General features: G+C 58.2%; 16 protein-coding genes and 2 pseudogenes. 6 read left to right on the top strand and 12 right to left on the bottom strand.

The window, feature by feature from the left end; all coding sequences use genetic code 11:
* Nucleotides 1-26: 26 nt before the first annotated feature.
* Nucleotides 27-581 carry a hypothetical protein gene (locus CHX26_RS06390; RefSeq protein WP_104941653.1) on the bottom strand — a complete coding sequence of 185 codons (555 nt, stop codon included), beginning with the start codon at nt 579-581 and terminating at the stop codon, nt 27-29.
* A 104-nt stretch (nt 582-685) separates the two neighbouring features.
* On the opposite strand from CHX26_RS06390, the gene CHX26_RS06385 reads away from it, so the two are divergent.
* A protein-coding gene (locus tag CHX26_RS06385) for an IS3 family transposase (RefSeq protein WP_104941652.1) occupies nt 686-2052 on the top strand; the annotation gives its coding sequence in 2 pieces (ribosomal slippage) (nt 686-1037 and nt 1037-2052; 1368 coding nt in all).
* 30 nt (nt 2053-2082) lie between these two features.
* On the opposite strand, the pseudogene CHX26_RS16275 reads toward CHX26_RS06385, so the two are convergent.
* A pseudogene (locus tag CHX26_RS16275) lies at nt 2083-2361 on the bottom strand (winged helix-turn-helix domain-containing protein); the annotation flags it as partial.
* A 30-nt stretch (nt 2362-2391) separates the two neighbouring features.
* On the opposite strand from CHX26_RS16275, the gene CHX26_RS06375 reads away from it, so the two are divergent.
* Nucleotides 2392-2985: a type I restriction endonuclease gene (locus CHX26_RS06375; RefSeq protein ID WP_199797850.1), complete on the top strand. Its 594-nt coding sequence runs from the start codon at nt 2392-2394 to the stop codon at nt 2983-2985.
* 350 nt (nt 2986-3335) lie between these two features.
* Here the strand turns inward: CHX26_RS06375 and CHX26_RS16270 are convergent.
* From CHX26_RS16270 to CHX26_RS15860, 4 genes and pseudogenes are all read right to left on the bottom strand, one after another.
* Nucleotides 3336-3536 (bottom strand): annotated as a pseudogene (locus tag CHX26_RS16270) (DUF6538 domain-containing protein); the annotation flags it as partial.
* A gap of 316 nt (nt 3537-3852) precedes the next feature.
* Complete coding sequence (locus CHX26_RS06370) at nt 3853-4065, bottom strand: type II toxin-antitoxin system RelB/DinJ family antitoxin (protein WP_233997309.1); 213 nt, start codon at nt 4063-4065, stop codon at nt 3853-3855.
* Between the two features lie 120 nt (nt 4066-4185).
* The gene (locus CHX26_RS06365) at nt 4186-5055 is read right to left on the bottom strand and encodes a tyrosine-type recombinase/integrase (RefSeq protein WP_172449731.1); all 870 of its coding nucleotides are present in this window, start codon (nt 5053-5055) and stop codon (nt 4186-4188) included.
* A gap of 47 nt (nt 5056-5102) precedes the next feature.
* Nucleotides 5103-5360 carry a hypothetical protein gene (locus CHX26_RS15860; protein WP_172449613.1) on the bottom strand — a complete coding sequence of 86 codons (258 nt, stop codon included), beginning with the start codon at nt 5358-5360 and terminating at the stop codon, nt 5103-5105.
* A 515-nt stretch (nt 5361-5875) separates the two neighbouring features.
* On the opposite strand from CHX26_RS15860, the gene CHX26_RS06360 reads away from it, so the two are divergent.
* Complete coding sequence (locus CHX26_RS06360; RefSeq protein ID WP_172449730.1) at nt 5876-6634, top strand: tyrosine-type recombinase/integrase; 759 nt, start codon at nt 5876-5878, stop codon at nt 6632-6634.
* Between the two features lie 60 nt (nt 6635-6694).
* Here CHX26_RS06360 and CHX26_RS16265 read toward each other — a convergent pair whose 3' ends face one another.
* Genes CHX26_RS16265 through CHX26_RS06345 form a run of 3 tightly spaced genes read right to left on the bottom strand, consistent with a single transcriptional unit; the run spans nt 6695 to nt 9104 of the window.
* Nucleotides 6695-7015: a hypothetical protein gene (locus CHX26_RS16265; protein WP_442956926.1), complete on the bottom strand. Its 321-nt coding sequence runs from the start codon at nt 7013-7015 to the stop codon at nt 6695-6697.
* A 32-nt stretch (nt 7016-7047) separates the two neighbouring features.
* Nucleotides 7048-7923 (bottom strand): hypothetical protein, encoded by an 876-nt coding sequence (locus tag CHX26_RS06350; protein ID WP_233997308.1) that lies wholly within the window; start codon nt 7921-7923, stop codon nt 7048-7050.
* A 32-nt stretch (nt 7924-7955) separates the two neighbouring features.
* Entirely contained in the window at nt 7956-9104 is a 1149-nt protein-coding gene (locus CHX26_RS06345; protein WP_104941647.1) for a DNA cytosine methyltransferase, read from the bottom strand.
* 234 nt (nt 9105-9338) lie between these two features.
* On the opposite strand from CHX26_RS06345, the gene CHX26_RS06340 reads away from it, so the two are divergent.
* The 3 genes from CHX26_RS06340 to CHX26_RS15615 are packed head-to-tail and all read left to right on the top strand — an operon-like array spanning nt 9339 to nt 13134.
* Complete coding sequence (locus CHX26_RS06340; RefSeq protein ID WP_172449729.1) at nt 9339-11669, top strand: Z1 domain-containing protein; 2331 nt, start codon at nt 9339-9341, stop codon at nt 11667-11669.
* Nucleotides 11669-12634 (top strand): toll/interleukin-1 receptor domain-containing protein, encoded by a 966-nt coding sequence (locus CHX26_RS06335; protein WP_104941645.1) that lies wholly within the window; start codon nt 11669-11671, stop codon nt 12632-12634. Before CHX26_RS06340 ends, CHX26_RS06335 begins: the two co-directional genes overlap by 1 nt.
* Before the next feature lie 11 nt (nt 12635-12645).
* A complete protein-coding gene (locus tag CHX26_RS15615; RefSeq protein ID WP_146107672.1) occupies nt 12646-13134 on the top strand; it encodes a hypothetical protein in 489 nt (162 codons plus the stop codon).
* Here CHX26_RS15615 and CHX26_RS06325 read toward each other — a convergent pair whose 3' ends face one another.
* From CHX26_RS06325 to CHX26_RS06310, 3 genes are all read right to left on the bottom strand, one after another.
* The gene (locus CHX26_RS06325) at nt 13135-13881 is read right to left on the bottom strand and encodes a hypothetical protein (protein WP_104941643.1); all 747 of its coding nucleotides are present in this window, start codon (nt 13879-13881) and stop codon (nt 13135-13137) included.
* A 64-nt stretch (nt 13882-13945) separates the two neighbouring features.
* Nucleotides 13946-16078 carry a CHAT domain-containing protein gene (locus tag CHX26_RS06320; RefSeq protein ID WP_104941642.1) on the bottom strand — a complete coding sequence of 711 codons (2133 nt, stop codon included), beginning with the start codon at nt 16076-16078 and terminating at the stop codon, nt 13946-13948.
* A 372-nt stretch (nt 16079-16450) separates the two neighbouring features.
* The gene (locus tag CHX26_RS06310; RefSeq protein ID WP_104941640.1) at nt 16451-16996 is read right to left on the bottom strand and encodes a recombinase family protein; all 546 of its coding nucleotides are present in this window, start codon (nt 16994-16996) and stop codon (nt 16451-16453) included.
* Between the last annotated feature and the right edge of the window lie 18 nt (nt 16997-17014).

Here is a 17014-nt window from a genome sequence, read left to right as displayed (position 1 = left end):
GTGCGTCCCGCGCTCAGACCCGCGCGCTATCGCCCCGCAGGAACGCGGCAATCCTCGACCACGCGGCTGACTTCGGCCCAGCTTCCGGGATAAACCGGATCAATCCCTTGCGCTGCAATCCCGAACCGTCCGCGACTAAGGGCGATGGCATCAAGCAGCGCATCATCCGCTGCCAGACTGACGACGACCTGCCCCGCGGTCTTGCGCCCCTGAAAGACGCGGCTCTGCGATGTGGTGAGGACGGTTACGGGAGCGCCATCGGGAAGATCGCCGCGCACCCCGATACTGACAGCGCGCCCGGGAAGGTCGCAGGTGACGGTCACGAGCGCATCGGCAAACTGCGCTGCCGATGTCCCGCCCTTGCCTTGCCACTGCCACTCACCCGGCGTGATCGGCATTGTCGCAAGGCTATTCGGTGACGGATCGGCAGCAAGCTCCCGGGAAAGCGGCGCACCGGTTGCCGCACCTGCCTGCTGCCACGATGCAAGCGGCACCCAATCGCGCAAAGTCCAGCCGATCACCGCCCCCAGCACGACCACAATCAGTGCAGCGAGCAGGTAACGGCGATTATGGGGCAGCATTCTGAACGTCCTTGCGCGCTGTCCCCCGTCAGCACCAATGGCACAGATTTGAGGTTGTGATTTAAGGAGGGTTGGGGCTTCGTCGTAGTGACGAAGGAACGAAGATGAAGACCCAACCCTCCTTGAAAAAATCCCCTCCCACAAAGGCCCCTGCTGAGAAGGTCGTGAAGGACATCCGGCGTGCAACCCGTCGCCATTTCTCGGCCGAAGACAAGATCCGCATCGTGCTCGACGGGCTACGTGGCGAGGACAGCATTGCCGAGCTGTGCCGCAAGGAAGGCATCGCTCAGAGCCTGTATTACACCTGGTCGAAGGAGTTCATGGAAGCGGGCAAGCGCCGCCTGGCCGGTGACACTGCCCGTGCCGCGACCACTGGCGAAGTGCAGGATCTGCGACGCGAAGCCCGCGCTTTGAAGGAATGCGTCGCCGATCTGACGCTCGAGAACCGGCTGCTGAAAAAAAGCATGATTGCGGATGGGGAGGGCGACGAATGAGGTATCCCGCATCCGAGAAGCTCGAGATCATCAGGATCGTCGAGCAATCGCATCTGCCTGCCAAGCGCACGCTGGACCAGCTCGGCATCGCCCGCCGGACGTTCTACCGCTGGTATGACCGCTACCTTGAGGGCGGGCCGGAGGCGCTGGAAGACCGGCCATCGGCGCCGGGCCGGGTGTGGAACCGCATTGCACCCGAGGTGCAGGACCAGATCGTCGAGATGGCGCTGGAACAGTCCGAGCTGTCACCGCGCGAGCTGGCGGTGCGGTTTACCGACGAGAAGCGCTACTTTGTGTCGGAATCCACGGTTTACCGTCTGCTGAAGGCCCACGACCTGATCACCAGCCCGGCCTATGTGGTGATCAAGGCCGCCGATCAGTTCCACACCAAGACCACCCGGCCGAACGAGATGTGGCAGACCGATTTTACCTACTTCAAGATCATAGGGTGGGGCTGGATGTATCTCTCCACCGTGCTCGACGACTTCTCGCGCTACATCATCGCCTGGAAGCTTTGCACCAACATGCGGGCCGAAGACGTGACCGAGACGCTGGACCTCGCCCTGGCAGCTTCCGGCTGCGACAGCGCCACGGTGCTGCACAAACCCAGGCTGCTCAGCGACAATGGTCCCAGCTACATCGCGGGTGAACTGGCGGAATACATCGAGGCCAACGAGATGAGCCACGTGCGCGGAGCACCGTGCCACCCTCAGACCCAGGGCAAGATCGAGCGCTGGCACCAGACCCTGAAAAACCGCATCCTCTTGGAAAACTACTTCTTGCCCGGCGACCTCGAGGCCCAGATCGAGGCCTTCGTCGAGCACTACAACCACCAGCGTTACCACGAAAGCCTGGCCAACGTGACGCCCGCCGACGCCTACTTCGGTAGGGCTCCGGCGATCATCAAACAGCGTGAAAGGATCAAGCGACAGACCATCGAACATCGGCGCTTGCAGCACCGCAAGCTCGCCGCCTAACATCAACCCCCAGACGAGGCCCGCTCTCCGCTAATCTACGCCGCGAGTTGCGCCAAATGTTCTGACGACGGACACGGCACCAACAAACCAGTAGCTCGTGGCAGAACCAGAGTTCGTTTCGTCAGGCGCTTGCTGCTCATCTTCATCGCGGGGCATAGCTGCTTGGACGCCTTGGAAAACCTTTGCCGCTTGCTCGGAAGTAAGTGTGGCAGCTCTTCCAGCCTCAGTAAGGCCCCAGACACCTCGTTTGGGTGCATTCATCAGGCCTGCTTTGGTCAGGTAAAATCTAGCCCAAGCTACGCGGTTCTCAAACTTAGGGCGGCCAAGGGCGCACTGAGCGTGCTACGGCATGGGTTCAAGTGCTACGGCAAGACGTTGAGGCTGGCCTATTTCCAGCCCAACTCCGGCATGAACCCGGAAGCTGCGGCGCGCTATGCCGCGAACCGGTTAACCATCACCCGTCAAGTCGAGTTCGTGTCCGAAGTGCTCAAGCGTCCGGATGGCGGGAAGCGCAAATGTATCATCGACGTGGTAATCGCCATTAACGGCCTGCCCGTGGTGACGGCGGAGCTGAAGAACCCGCTGACTGGCCAGCGTGCCGAGCACGCTTGCAAACAGTACATGACTGACCGCGACGGTCGCGATCTGCTGTTTCGTTTCAAGGAACGGGCACTGGTGCATTTCGCTGTCGATCCCGACGAAGTCTGGATGACCACCGAGTTGAAGGGAAGCAACACCTTCTTCCTGCCGTTCAACCGAGGGCACCACTTCGGCGCGGGCAATCCTCCGGTCGAGGGTAATTGGAAGACCCACTACCTATGGGATGAGGTGTTGGCTGCCGACAGCCTGCTCGATATTCTCCAGCGGTTCATGCACCTCGAAGTCAGTGAGCGGACGGTGCAGACCCCTAGCCGCCGCAATTCATCTCGATAACACTGGAGGCGGGCGCGCAGCATCGTCCGGCAGAGATGCTCAAAAAGTCCGCTGTCGGGCGCGATGTCCCAGCTATGCTCATCGCAGAGCCATTTCGCCTCCACGCTCATACTGCTCCAAGCATCATGAGCATTGGCTGAAGTTTGGTTTTCGATCATCAGCCGCAGGCCCTCGGCGCGATTGCTGAGTGCGCGTGGCTCGTCCCCGACTGGTTGGGCCACCTTCCCCCTAACGTTCAACGCCATGCGCTTGAAATGCGCGTAGCAGGCGGCGTCGATGTCTTCCGCAGTTGGTTGATTGCCCGACATGTGGAATTCTGCACCCGGTTGCACCGCACCGCGCCTCGCGCTGTCAATCTCGGCGAGGAACTGAGAGACAAGACTATGAGATCGCCGCTTCGCTAGCGCCAGATCGCCGCCAACCGACTTCTTGAACTCGCTTTTGCCGAGCGCCGCCCTGAGTTCTTTGGGGATTTGAACTCGGACAATGTAACGCCCGCCCCGCTGATAGAGGTAAGCGCACCCCGGGATTGCTTTCGCATTTTGGCTCATTGGCTCGGCTCCGTTAGGACCAGCCTTAGGACCAATTTGTCAAGAAAACCCCAACGGTTTTGCGGGTTTGGCGGAGAACTGCGCTTTTTGGAAAATTTGGCGCACCCGACAGGATTCGAACCTGTGACCTCTGCCTTCGGAGGGCGCCCAGATTCCATATCTATATGGAATCATTGGATTTTTCCTTGCTCTCGTTTTGTGAACTTCTACGGATTTTGGCGCTTCTCGCCGGCACCTTTCAATCGTTACGCGAACTCATGTGTACCAAGATCGTTGGTTCCAATTGTGTATCTCAATTGGTGACTGCTGGGTAGGGTCATTTATCGACAGGCACTTGCTCTTCCAGGCTTGCGCGGCCCGGCACCCGCAATTCCAGTGGGAAAGCCTGGTCAGCTACGATCCTGTGAAACAGCAGCCGGACAGCGTCTGACGTGGAAAGCCCCATTGCATTCAGGGCTTCAATAGCCTGCGCTTTCAACTCAGAGTCCATCCGGACATGCAGCATCGAAGTGTGGGTCGCCATCATCATCTCCTGACCACCTTCCATACCCGAAATTGATCGATGGCGGAACAGGGGCCCTGTGCATCTTCCCGGAGAACGCACTCGCTGACAAAGTCGCGATTGAGGAACGAAACGAGGTAGATCGACTCACGCAATCCGCATGGCCATGGCCTGAAGATCATCGTCGTCAGCGTGAGTATAGACCCGGTTCTGAGTCTCAGCTGTCATAGCCAAAAATGCGTCCACCTGATGAGGTTGCATTCCCATTGTCCGCAGTTCTGTCACTCTCGTGTGGCGAAGCGTGTGCGGGGTGACATCCTTGAAGCCGCATCGCTCCACCGTAGCGCGAAAGCCCTTCACCACCGAATTGACACGTCGCGTGTGGTCGAGCTTCTGGTGAAACACGAACTCGGGGACGGTCTCGTAAGCCTTGTATCGCTGCAACAGATAGGCTCGCAGCGGCGGCGCCATTGGCGTTATCGCGCGCGGCTTGTGGTCGACGGTCACTTCACCGCGATCAGGCAGACGGTAATCGACTACGTTCCGGTCAAAATCGATGTCCGACCAACGCAGGCCCATGATCGCCCCGCTGCGCGCGCCGGTGTAATAAGCAATCATTAGGAACAGCTGGAGTGGCTCGGCAGAACGATACTCATTGGCTGCCTCGGCAAACAGCTGGTCAAACTCGTCCCGCCTCAGCCAGCGCTCCCGCGGTGCTCCATCGCGCGGAAGCTTAGGGAAAACGATCGCGTGAACCTTGTGGTTGACTGCTGCGGCTTTGACGGCAGCCCTGAGGTCGCTTAGCTCACGACGCACCGTCGCGCGAGCACGACCGGGCTTCTTATCTGTGCGAACGTTCTGCGTCTCGTAATCGAGCACGGCGTCCGGCGTGATCGCGTCAAGGCACGCATCCTTCCAGAATTCGAGGATGTGCTGCATCGAGCACAGAAACCGGTCTCCCCGTTCCGTTTTTGAAAGGCGCGCATGGTGTGCGTCAAGAACTTCAGCGATTTTCACCCTGTACGGCGGCAACGCCCGGCTGCTCCTTGAAAGACGCCGATCTCTCAAGAATTCTTCGAGGATTTCTTGCGCTTCTTCGCTGTCTCGAGTGTTTGTTGATACGTCCTTCTGCCTGCCTGTTTCTGGTTCGATGTACCGGACGTAGTAATTGGGCTTGCCCCTTCTACGGACGAGCCTGGGGCCGATGGATTGTCTTGGCATGGCGGCACCTCAAAGTTCTTGCAAAATTCGACAATAGCATCCGATGGCAACAAGATCAGGCCGCCGGCGCGAACGTGCCGCAGCATGCGCGCTTTGATCATTCGCCGTATCCTTCCTTCTGGCCATCCGGACTGTTGCGCCAGTTCCTTGGGGCTAAGCATTTGCATGATCTGCCTCTGCATGGTTGCCTTGTTAGACACTCAGATGAGAATTTGATGTTCCGAGACGAAACTCAAGTTTTCAGGTCTAGTTGTCTCGGGTTTTTTCGGATTTCGGTCTGATTTTTCTATATGCGCTCGGCATTGGCTTCCCAATTGCCGCGATTCCGGGACTGGGCGTCCCGCTTTCCAAGACGCGGCATCACGATTTTCGGGAATAGGCGTCCCGATTCTGGGACGTGGCTTCACGATTTTCGTGATGCAGGCCTTCCGACTCCCAGCGAGCCCCGCAGCACTCTGGAATACGGAATCGTGTTCTCGTTAGCGCCTAGAGGCGAAACCACTTGCCAACGTGCAGATACTGGGATCGCGTTTCGCCCAAATGGAAGCCGTCCACGCGGGAAACGGCCACCGGTTACCGTCGCTGCCACATAGATGGGGCATTCCCGGAGGCTTCCGTGGATAGCCTGAACGAAGCCGAAGTGACGAAGTGGTTTGTCGCGTTGACAGACAGGTCTGGTCCCGGCGCAGCCAACCGTTGCCTGGAAATCTTGCGGGCAGCGCTGAACAAGGCTGAGGAATGGGGCTATCGCGTAGAGAATACGAACCCCTGCTATGGCATCCGCCAAAACCGGAAGAACCATCGCAATCGCTTCCTGTCAGACGACGAATTGGCCCGACTAGGTGCTGTGCTGGCCAGGGCACGCGCGGGTGAAGACCGAACAGAGCAGGCCTATGCCTCGGCGATTCTGTTGCTCGTTCTGACTGGATGCCGGGTCGGTGAAATTCTGTCTCTTCAATGGTCAGACGTCAAAGGCCACCGACTTCACCTTCGGGACAGCAATACCGGCCCCAAGACCGTCTGGCTTGGCGATGAGGCCCGCGATTCGATTCTCTCTGTCCCGCGCTGCGGCAAGAATACCTCGATCTTCTGGAACTGGCGCTACCTTCGGCCGATCCAGACGATCCATAGTCCGTGGGCGAAATTCAGGCACGAAGCTCAGCTTAAAGACGTCAGGCCGCACGATTTGCGGCACACCTATGCCAGCCATGCTGTGATGGGCCGGGAGAGCCTGCCAATGATCGGTCGGCTGCTAGGCCATGCGACGGTCAAATCTACTTCGCGGTACGCCCACTTCGAGGATGCGCACTTGTTGGATGCGGCCGAGGTGATCGGTGCGGCTATTGAACGGGCTATGATATCTGGTCGCGCCTAACGCATCTCTTGGCACCTTCCAGCACCGGTGTTAGATGGGTGGGGACGGCTTGCATGCTGTTCAGTTCGCATCCCCAAACGATTTCGGCACGCCAACCATGGGCATTGAGATCAAACACCACGCGGGTGTCGCGAGACACGTTTCTGGCAGTCTTCTTGCGCCAGTATTCAGAGTTGGTTTGGGAACTCGCGCTCCGCGCTTGCATGTGTGCCCATGCCAAAAACAACCGTGCACGAAGACGACAACTTTTTGGCTGACGAAAACCAAGTCAGGGGATCCAGGTAAATCCTTTCGGTACAGCCGATAACGGTAGCCAGCGGCATACAGTGCCTTCCGCAACTTGAGCTCCGGGGAGGTGTCCCGGCAATTCACTGCCCGCATCGTCCTGCTTCTCAGCTCAGACGGAGCTTCAATCATGTGCGGCGTATGGCCGTCGCGCCAGACTCTTGAACCATGCTACCGTCCCGACTAACGCGGGTGGTCCGCATCGTCTCCGCGCCACGGTGCTCTACCTGAAAATCGACGTAGTTAACCTCTTCATCGCGACCGCCAAAGCAATCGTGGAGAGCTTGTAGAAACTGGACATCGCCGAGCGCCTGGGGACGGGGATGCGGATTGTTACGCGGGCTAGGTATCGTTGCTGGAAATACATAAAGACACGGTGGCGGCAGCGAGTAAGGCCCGATCTCAGTCGCTCGCCCAGGCGCACCTACTAATTTTGGGCATGGGCGACCAAGTGTTCCACACACCATGTCCCAAACTACCACGCCGTCCACGCGTTGCTGTCGTGAAATGATTTCTGCGCTAAGGCGTGTATGTATTCCAGACCATACATTATGCCGTGGGTTTGCGCCTGGGTTTGTGCAGACACTCCATACGATGAACTCTTGCGCCTGAGGAGGACGGTCGAAGATGTTGGTGTTATTGCCGTCAAGGCACCCCTTCGACTCGATTACTGCAACACGACCGGACGGCATGCTCACTGAATAATCATGGCGATTAGCTTCGCCGGCGGACTGCCAATCAACAATCAGCTCGCGATCCTGCATATGATTGAGGATATGCCGCACGAACTGCCGCTTTTCACTCATAGTTGCGGAGAATTGCCCGCGCACCCGTTCGATCGCGCCTCGGAATAACCCGCTATTGTAGAATTCATGCTCGCTGAGGCCATGCGCGCCAAGCTTGTGAGCTTCGGTCTTCAAAACCTCCGCATAGGTTTCGATCATCTCGCGAAGCTCTGCATTCTGGCTACAGGGTATGACTGTCATATTTTCCGTCGACTTCAATCTACAACCTAAGTTTGCTCTCACATACTGTGTCAGGCGGCAATCATATTGAGTCGGTCGCGGCGCAAAAGCAGTGGCTCGAACAGATGGCATGCGAGATGCCTTACCACCGGCACCGCGACGCCGTCGCCAGTCAGATGGTAGGCCTCGTTGTAATTCTTCGGAAGGCGATACTCGTCAGGTAGCCCCATCAAGCGCGCTGTTTCCCGAGGCGAAATGAGGCGAGAACGAACTGTGTCACCGTCAATGACGAGAATAGTTTGGCGACTCGAGCCGCCAGCTGGCGTCCTGAGGCAGCCCGCCACATCATCGAACCTAACTTCCGCGCGCTGCACTTTGACACCATTCTCATCAAGGCGCGTGCGCTTGTAAACACCGCCTACCATTCGCCGGTTAGCGCGCTTGGCGGCGGCGACTTTGGCTTTGTTGATCGACGACATCATATTCAACAGCGCCCTGGACTCAGCCGGGGTATGCCAGGTGACGCCACTAGGTATGTCTTCGATGATGTCTGCGAACGTCGAATTCCGGTGTGGAGGCGTGGGCAAGTTCCACCAGATCAGCTGCTTTCGGGCTTCGGTCGAGACGCCGCTCAGGGCGCGACAAAGCCCCGCAGTGTGGAATGGATCGATTGGCCCCGGTGAAATCAGCGCTGGGTCGATTGCAATATCGTTACGCACGCCGATAACAAAAAGACGCGGTCGGGATTGCGGCACGAACAACGCGGCGTTGATGACCAGCGCGCCATACCGATAGCCGGACTTGGCGAACGTGCGGCAGATGGCTTCAAAATCCTTTCCGCCGTGCGACGTGAGTGTTCCGCAGACATTCTCCAACGCAATCAATTTAGGGGCGCGACCATCAGCGATCAGGCCGTCGATGACATCCCAAAAAGGATAGAACGTTCCAGATCGTTCTCCCTTCAGTCCGGCACCACCGCCGGCGAGAGACAGATCTTGGCAGGGAAACGATCCCCACACCAAATCCGCGACCCCCGGCAAATCGGCCGCACAAACTTGTCGTACGTCACCAACGCGCAACTCGCCGTCCGTGCCCCAATTCGCTTGGTAGCTCATACCCTTCTTATGATCGAAGTCGTTGGCGAAAACGCATCGCCACCCATCACCTAGCCCTTGGCGGGCCATGCCGCCTCCTGCGAAGAACTCGTAGAAACTAAGCATCGAAAATCCCCTCGAAGCTCCGTGTAGGCGCGTAAACGCGGCATTCTGGGGTAAGCCTCATGCTGGGATACTGGCCGAGAAGTGATGTCGCCGCAAGGTCAAAATGAGAACGAACCATGAACTCCAACAGGGAAATTGCTAGTGTGATATCGGGGGGGGTGAAATCACGCGTGTTGACAGCGCACATGTGTATATCATACACGATGTGTATCTTGTACACAAAGGATGTCGCCCGTGGATCACGAACTTGTAGGAATTAGCGAGATCGCAGCAATGGCTGGCGTGTCGAGCCAAGCTGTTACGAACTGGCGGACACGGGCTGCGGACTTCCCACTTCCCTTAAGTGAACTCGCTTCTGGGCCGGTGTTCCGTAAAGCTCAGATTCGTGCTTGGCTGAAGCGCAACGACCGAAAGCTGGGAGCGCTCAAGGATGGCTCGGCGTATTATTCGCGCCTCAGAAGCTTCCGCAATGACGATGATGAGCTTGCCGCCTGCATCGAGAACATCGTTGACCAGTTGGAGACGGCGGGCACCAGCAACAGCAAGCCGGGCATGCTTCTTGGTAAAATCCAATCCGGCAAAACGCGCGGTTTCGTCGGCGTGATAGCCAAGGCGTTCGACCGTGGGTTTGACATCGCGCTGGTGCTCACCAAGGGGACCAAGACGCTTTCGGCTCAGACGGTGAGGCGGCTTGGCGCGGACTTTGAAGAATTCATCGACGACGATGAATTCCTAGTTCTCGACATCATGAACCTACCCGGCAAGCTCACTCGCAGCGAGCTGCGCCGCAAGATCGTCATCGTCGCAAAGAAGCAGGCGAAGAATCTGGAACGCCTCATTGCCTTCATGCAACACCATGAAGGTCTGCAGAAACGCAAGGTCTTGATCATCGATGACGAGGCTGACCTCGCCAGCGTGCGCTTTGTGCGGAAGAAGGGAGCGCCGACCATCAGCCAGGGCACGATTGCCGACCAGATCGATCAGCTCCGTGAAATGAGTGAAGGCGTCGCCTTCCTGCAGGTGACCGCCACTCCCTATTCCCTTTATTTGCAGCCCGAGGGTTACGAAGAAACGTCCAGTGGCGAAAGCTATGTTTTTAAGCCCAAGCGCCCAGCGTTTACCGAGCTGCTACCAATCCACGCAGGCTATGTCGGCGGCGACCACTACTTTGGTGCCTTCGAAGAGGACGATCCTCGAACCAAGCTCATCGTCGAAGTGTCAGAGCAAGAACAGGATGCGCTTCGCAAGCAGGACAGGCGGCGCATCAATCAGGGCAACGTTCTCGACAGCGACAATACGGAAGGGTTGCGCCGCGCGATAACGACCTTCGTGGTCGCGGTTGGCGTGAGGCAGTGGCAACAGCGCGAAGCCGGACTCCGCCCCAAGAAATACGCCATGGTCATCCACAATGACATCCAGCGCGCGGCGCATTCCTGGCAAGACCAGGTCATCGACTGGATATTCAACGCCATTGTCGATGCGGCGGAAAATGCCCCCGCTCGCTTGAGGCCTTTATTCGACGAGGCCTACGATGACCTTGAGGCATCCGTGCTTGCCGACAAGGGGCGGATGCCCCCGCGCGATGAAGCGTTCGACGCCTTCATCGACGCGCTGCAATGCGATGATGTTGTGGTCGAGAAGGTCAATTCCGACACCGACGTCATGGCCTTGCTCGACGCGAACGCAGAATTGAAGCTCAGGACGCCCTACAACATCTGGGTTGGGGGCAACATTCTCGACCGGGGCATCACCATCCCAAACCTCATTGCGTTCTATTATGGGCGCAATCCGAGGACCATGCAGGCCGACACCGTGCTTCAGCATTCACGGATGTACGGAAACAGGGACCCTCGCGACCTCGCAGTGACGCGGTTCTACACCTCGCGCGCCGTCTACGACCGGCTCTACACCATCAACTCGCTCGAAAACTCGCTGCGCAAGGCTTTTGAGTCCGGCGCTCACGATGCGGGCGTGGTGTTCATTCAGTCCGACGCCGCGCGCCGAGTGCGGCCCTGCGCGCCGAATAAGATCGTCTTGAGCGACGTCGTCGCCGTCTCCCCGAGCGACATGCTGCTACCCACCGACTTCCAGACTAAGGGCGGAAACGTCATGGCGTCGATCCAGGCGAAGCTTGAGACGCTAATCAAGCAGGAATGGCGCAACACAGACGAATTTGTTGAGGTCGATCGCAAGATGGCGTTCGCTATCCTTGACGCCATTGAAGGCAGCATGGAATTCGATTCCGTAAAGTTCGAGTGGAACGCCATGCGCTCACTCATCGACTACTATGCGGGCACCAGCGGTGATGGAAAAATCCTTCTATGGGCAGAGACAGGAAGAAAGCTGTCGAAGGCTGGATCGGGCGACAAATCAGGCAGATCAATCCTCGGTACGGCCCTTCGTCGCAAGGTGCTCGACGAACCCAGGTCCAAGCCCGCACTCATCTTGCTTCAGCAGCAGGGCGGCAGAGAGCTTGGCTGGACCGCGCACCGTTTCTGGTGGCCCATCTTTGCCGCTCCGACTGACGCTGAGCCCTGCGTCTTTGCAACGAAGGTGGCCGCCTGATGCTATCGGTCTTCTTTTCCTATTCCCACGAGGACGAAACGCTGCGCAACCAGTTGGAGCAGCAGCTCGCCATCCTAAGCCGCCAGCAGGTCATCACGACTTGGCATGACCGCCGTATCACCGCTGGTGAGGTCATCGACCACGCCATCAGTGGGAATCTGGAAGCTGCTGACATCATTCTGCTGCTGGTCAGCCCAGCGTTCCTGGCGTCCGATTACTGCTACGACCGCGAGATGCTGCGCGCCATGGAAAGACACGAAGCCGGTAAGGCCGTGGTCATTCCGGTAATTCTGCGGCCCTGTGAATGGCATCGAACTCCGTTCGGTAAGATACTGGCCACGCCCACGGACGGCAAACCCGTTACCCAGTGGCCAGACCGTGACACGGCATTCCTTGAAGTCGCTAGAGCCATTCGGGCCGCCGCTGAAAAGTTGCAGCGGACAGTCCAGCCGCGTTCTACGCCTGTGCCAACGCCGCTCGAGGTGAAGTCACTGCCTGAAGGAGCAACTAATTGGGCCCCGCGTTCCAGCAACCTGCGCATCGCCAAGACCTTTACGGAGCGCGACCGGGACGCCTTTCAGCATGAGACCTTCAATTATATCGCGCGGTTTTTCGAGGCGTCGCTGGTCGAACTTCAGGCTCGTAATAAAGGCATCGAAGGCGCGTTCCGGCGCATCGATGCCAACCGCTTCAGCGCCGCCATCTACCTCGATGGGCGCGCCATCGCTCGCTGCACTGTGTTCATGGGGGGCGCCCACTTCGCCAGTGGCATCGCTTATTCTGCGGACGAGACGAACGACAGTAATTCGTTCAACGAGAACCTGAACGTAGAGGCCGACGAGCAGATGCTTTACCTGAAAGCCATGGGCATGGCGTTTCGTCGCAGTGTCGATGAAAAGCTTTCTCAAGAAGGTGCTGCTGAACTCTATTGGGGCATGCTCATTGAGCCGCTGCAGCGTCGCTAGGACTGACCATCATGCTAGATCCATCGCAATGTTTTGCTGCTCCGATTTCTGCCGCTGGTCAGATCACCCTGGTACTGCCACGCTCGCGTTACGAGCATCGCTGCCTGATCGTAATGAGCGGCGGTAAGCCCTTCGCAGTCTGTCTGGATGAACTGGACCAGCTGGGTTATTTTAGAGCCTTCGAATGCGAGGAGAATGACGCGTGGAAGGGTCTGCACATCCCCGGGGTTCAGATTGAGCTGGATGAAACCAGCCTGCACGACGCAGAGGCCTTTCATACACCCCTAGGTTCGATGGTGAGGAGCGAGGACCAACTTGCGATCCGAGTAAACCTCGAAGGTCCGCGTCACGTCAGCAGCGCGCCACTTGTCATTCTTGACGGCTTGCCTCCATGTGCTCCGCATCTCACGGCATGCTTCCTAAAATGGCAGATTGTCTTGGGAAGGGGCGACGATAGGCAGGTGCTGTGGACTGCCGATTTGACGCCAAATGGACGTTAGCTAGTCCCAGCGGACCTCCGTCGCGAGGTATTCGCGGATGACTGAGCGGACAGTCAGGGTTCCTTCCTGGAACACTGCGTAGCGATACACGGCATCTTGGACCACGACCCACCCGCCCTGCATATCCTGACCGGTGATGAATCTTGTCATCATCCGGCTTCCTACTTCGGGCCACACGTCCATTGCGACATTTTCGAAATCTATTCGTTGCTCGTCATTCAGGGACTGAAGTGGCATCACTGCGATGAAATCTGGCTCCTCCAGCATCGGCTCACCGAACTCATAGAATCCGTGCCCCCGCGCATTCTTGAGCACGATGCGACGAATGCGCTCCAGTTCAGGCTGCCAGACCGATTTCGCGGCTCCGCCGACCGTGGTGTACGTTTTATGGGCAGCCGCCAGCCTGGCGCGGAGGGCAGGATTTCGCTCCAGCGCCCGCTGCACTTTGGGAGAAATTTGTGAAGCGGGATCAGTCGAGCCCGAGAACACGCAACTGAGAAACGTGACGAAATACTCTTCGTCGAGTGAGAAGCCATTATTGCAGCTTGAGCATACCTCTACCTGGGGGACATGGGGTGGCAATGGGCGGTCAAGTAGCCCCTTCGTGGGAACGTGATCCCAGTTGGTGGAAGAAGCAGTAATTGACGCGCCGCAGTGCACGCACCAACCCTTCTGGCGGTCGTCGCTGAACTCCTCAATATCTTCCAAGGCGTAACCTACGATGTTTGATGCATTGTAACAGCTCATTCTGATCCGTGAAATGTGATCTGGTGCAACGCCGCAATCGAATGGCCTTTGGTAATACCGTCGCTCACGTCAACAGAACAGGTGCCCCCCACGACAATACGCTACCAATCTGAGCGATGTTAGGGCGAATACGGTCATGAATGCCAAGATCACCGCCCAATCGGGCTACAAGCTCGTCGCACAGCTCTACAGGATGCGCGAGCCCCCGAACTGTCGCGCGATAGGCATCGGCTACCGGTCGATGGGCTAATTCGAGTGCCAACTTTGCTCCAAATGCGAGGCCAGCGTACATGCCGATTGGCCAAAGGTGCGCAATCACCTGTTGCTCCGGTGTCGTTAACTCGTGGGAAAGCCCGATTCTCGCCATGCCGCCGCGCACCTGGGTTGCTGCGCCACTACAGACGTTGAGGACAAGCAACCGGCGCTCGTCTCCCGCGTTAGTATCGCGCGTCAGAGTGTCGGCGGTAATAATTCGCTCGCCGATCGCGAGACCGCTTTCCTCCAACCGATATGGCGAATGCTCGCCGTGCCCGATTACCCACAGCAGGTCTGCATCTGCGCAATTATAAAACCTTAGGAAAGCTTCCGGATCATCGCCGTCAGTCCCGATGTCGAGCTGCCATCCAGCTATGCCTGCGACATGCTCGATCGCCTCGACCTCAAACCCCGCGTGCATCGTCGAGCCAGGCCACACAGCGACGCGTCGGATAGTGCGTTCGGGCAGTGGCTGTCGCAAGCTTACCTCCTGCGCTATAGGCGCCTCGGTCTCCAGGGCGAGCAACGCGCCCACCGGCACGGGCAGAGCCGGGATCGTCAGTAATGATCGCGACGCAGATCGGGCCGGCAACTCAGCATTCAGCAGTGCTGGTTCAAAGTGGTCCCGAACCGCTGCGCCGAACTCCCCAGCGGCCTGCTCATCTGGTTGACCAAGCCGGTCGTATGCAATGGCAGGGAACTGGTCGCCGACGCCACCAACGCGATGAAAATCACGCTGCGCATAAGAGGCGGCTGCCATCATCCGGGCGAAGCTACCTTGGTTATCCTCCCGCCGAATTATTAACCGACCTCCAGGCCAGAGATAGCCAACGCCATGACGGTGCGATGTCGCCACAACCAGGACGTCCCCGTCACAAGTTCTGCCGTCTGGTGTCACGTACCAAGCGCCCAGCAGATCGAGCAAGTCATCGACAGTGCCGTACTCCGTTAGCGTATAGAACAGCGGATGGATGATCCCGACCCGGCTCTCCAGCGCCTGTAGGGCGCTAGCGGGATTGGCTGCGTTTTCGCGGTAGAACCGCGCCAACTCCGATGCTGCCAGCAGCACCTCATCGCGCTTGGACAGCCAATCCTCTCGTGTGGTCACGGACGCTGCGAGCACTTGGAGAAGAAGATGCTCCGTGAGAAGGGGACGCCAATTCTCCAGCAGTTCGAGCGCCCAAGATTGGACATCGCGACCCGTGTATCGGTCTGCCTCAGTAATCATTAGAATACCGATGCGCGCGCGAGACTGATCGGGTAGCGGTTTGTCCCACATGCCCATCAAAATCAGTACCCAGTGCTCTGCTTGCGGGGCACCGGAGTTGACCGCCCAGTTGGCTAATGCGGTAAGGCCAGCAAAGCATTCGTCCGGATCCACCCCGAGCAGGAGCGCATCATTGCATGCGCGCCAGCACTGATCCGAAATAGCGGTCGCGATGCCGTCTAGACCGCCGAACTTCCTGGCCAATATGAAGACCGCATCGACCCAGCGAGGAAGGTACTGCAAGCTGAGGTTGCGATAGTCGGGAGCCGCCAATGAGTCGGGTGGGAAGAACGACCAATAGACATCAAACACTCTGCCGTGGCGGTCGCAGCCTCGTGCGAGCGTCCACATAACCCACCCGTAGCAATCGCCATGCATTCCAAGCGCAAGTGTCGCCTCGATGGAGAGCAGGCCGAAAAGGATCCTGAATTCGTCGATGGTGTCTGCGCGAACGCTTATCTCATCTCTTGGCGCCAGATCGCCGACGTCATCGGCGACTGCGTCGCAAAATGCCATTAGTTGTACGTGACCAAGCGCCGCTTGCTGTCTCTGGATAACGATAAGGGTGAGAGCTCTTGCCCGGCTGTTCGCCTCCGTCCAATCGAACGGTTGATCCCAATCCAACGCTTCGGGATAGGCGGCGCTAGTGCGTGGAAACTGCTCTCGCATTGTCATCGACAGATGACATGGCCGTTCGCAAAGCTTCGCGCAATCCGCGATGTCTCCCTGCGGAATTCTCTAGTAAGACACGGTGGCTTTCGACTTTGCATGAATTCCAAGCTGAGGCCTTGATACCGATAGCTGTCACGATCGGTCTCGTACTTTTGGGCTTGGAAACCGATGATGGCTATTTGGTCCCCAATCTGGAATTTTCCGAGAACGGAGCGGAACTGAATGACGGTCATAACTCCCCGCTCGAATGTCGCTAGGTCGCCAAAATCCGCAGGAAAGCCCGACTTTAGCTCAGAAAATCTATGGTCCAAAAGAACCGGTGAGCGCACTTTGATTTACGGAACTTGACAGCACACCCTACGTGGCGGGTTCCTGCTAACCGACATGGCGGTACAGCGTTGCGTGATGACAATTCAGTACTTTTGCCACCTCTCGCACCGATTGACCTTCTTCAATCAGGCGACGGCCAAGTGAGACCTGCTCGGCGCTGAGCTTGGCGGGACGTCCGAACCGCACGCCGCGCTGCTTCGCCGCAGCTCTGCCCGATGATGTCCGCTCGCGGATAAGATCGCGTTCGAACTCGGCAATGCCTGCGAACACTGTCAGCACCATGCGGCCTGCGGGTGACGTGGTGTCCGCCCAAGGCTCCGCTAGCGAACGCAAACCTGCGCCGATCGTGTTGAGCCGCTCGGCAATGTCGAGAAGGTCGCGGGTGGATCGGGCGAAGCGGTCGAGCCGGGTGATGACCACGACATCGTCGGCGCGCAGATGGTCGAGCATGCGTTGCAGCTCGGGCCGGTCACGCCTAGCGCCGGAAAGCTTTTCCTCGAACAGACGCTCGCAGCCAGCCCGCTGCAATTCGTCCCGCTGAAGCCGGAGATCCTGATCGTCCGTCGAAACGCGTGCGTAGCCAATAAGCATGTCGCAGATATGGCGCGA

It is taken from the genome of Porphyrobacter sp. HT-58-2, assembly GCF_002952215.1.
Classification (GTDB): Bacteria; Pseudomonadota; Alphaproteobacteria; order Sphingomonadales; family Sphingomonadaceae; genus Erythrobacter.
This window is presented reverse-complemented; position numbering and strand designations above follow the sequence as displayed.